We start from the raw sequence: 1,672 nt of genomic DNA, 5'->3' as shown, positions 1-1,672 counted from the left end.
GGGTGGGGACGTGCGCCGGGGGCGGACCCGGTGGTTCCGGGCCCGCCCCCGGGCGGTGTCACTTGGCGATCTCGTCGAAGACCTTCTTGGCGTCCGCGCCCAGCCGGGGCCCGGCCAGCCACGTCGCGGTGACGGAGCCGATCGAGGTCACCGAGTACAGCTCGTCCTCGCCGCCGGACCCCTTGGCCAGCCAGCCGCCGCCGGAGGAGCCGCCGGTCATCGTGCAGCCGATGCGGTACATCGTGGGCTGCTCCGGGTCGATGGTGAGCCGGGTCGGCCTGCTGGTGCAGCTGTTCATCTTGCTGCCGTCGAACGGCGGGGCGGCCGGGTAGCCGCGGGCCGTCAGCTCGGACATGCCGGCCACCTTCGGCAGTTCGAAGTTGACCTTCACCGCGGCGCCGACGGTCTCCTCGAGCGACTTGCCGCCGCCGTCCTCGGCCTTGACCCGCAGCATCGCGAAGTCCTGCTGGGCGCCGATGCCGCCGCGCTCCTGGCCGGTGGTGCGCCAGTGGTCGGTCGTGTACGCCTTCTGCGCCCACCACACGCCGTGCGGGACCACGTCCTGCTTCGGGGCGGTCTCCAGCTGGGACTCCGGCAGCCCCTTGGAGTTGTAGCCGGGGACGAAGACGACGTTGCGGAACCAGCCCTTGCCCTTGCCGCCGTGCACGCAGTGTCCGGCGGTGGCGACCAGGTTCGACTTGCCCGGGTTCTTCGGGTCCTTCACCACCGTCGCCGAGCACACCATCTGGCCCTTGGGGGTGTCCATGAAGACCTTGCCGTGGGCCGGCGCGGTGCCGGTGTACGGCGTGGCCACCGGCTTCGCGGAAACCACCGGCGGGGTCGGGTCGGTGACGCCCTCGTCCTCACCCGAGCCGTCGCCGGCGGGCTCGTCGTCGATCTCGTCCTCGTCGACGCCCCGCTCGGGCTCCTCGGCGTCGCCCATGCGCTCGCGGTCCCAGAGGTCCTCGATGATCGGGTTGATGAACTCCTTGGCGTCCTTCAGCCAGCCCTCGGGGTTCCAGTCGTTCCAGGCCCCTTCCTTCCACTTCTTGAGGTCGTCCAGGGAGAAGGGGAGGTCCTTCGGCAGTTCCAGCTTGTCGAGGGCGCTCTTGTCCAACTCCGGTGCGGAGAACGTGGGCTTGGCGTCGGCACCGGTCTCGTCGTCCCCGGGCCCGCAGGCGGTGGCCGTGACCGCGAGCGCGGCGACGACGGCGGCGGCCGACACGACCGACCGGCGTCGCGTTCCGCTACGGAATGCTGACATGGATGAACTCCCCCTGAAGTGGATCAGACTGCCCTGTACTTGTCATGCACCGCGCCGAGCGGGGCTGTCCCCACTATGCCGGTGCCGCCTACGACGGCGGTGGGCGGGTCCTCGGTTCCCGCAGCGGCGCGCCGGCGCGCGGTACGCCCCCGGGCGCGGAGGCGCGCACGTGCGTACGTCGGCACACGGGCGCGCCGGCGTACGCATCCGTGCGCCCGACGGAACGTCAGGGTGGCCGTGCTCCCGCAGCCCGCCCGTCGTTACCCGGTGCGGAGCCCGCACGGGCTCGAGCCAGGAGGTCGCAGTGAGCTCAGAAGCCGACGCGGAAGCCACCCCGACAAGCGCCGAGGAACCGGCCGCAGCCCCCGACGCCCCGGCCGGCGTCCCCCGTCAGCGCGTCCTCACCAC

General features: G+C 72.1%; 1 protein-coding gene. It reads right to left on the bottom strand.

All coding sequences use genetic code 11. The annotated features are described in order from the left end of the window. Positions 1 to 58: 58 nt before the first annotated feature. Positions 59 to 1,264 (bottom strand): trypsin-like serine peptidase, encoded by a 1,206-nt coding sequence (locus tag GL263_RS26105; RefSeq protein ID WP_182858201.1) that lies wholly within the window; start codon positions 1,262 to 1,264, stop codon positions 59 to 61. Positions 1,265 to 1,672: the final 408 nt, after the last annotated feature.

This window comes from Streptomyces durbertensis (genome assembly GCF_014156695.1).
GTDB lineage: Bacteria > Actinomycetota > Actinomycetes > Streptomycetales > Streptomycetaceae > Streptomyces > Streptomyces durbertensis.
This window is presented reverse-complemented; position numbering and strand designations above follow the sequence as displayed.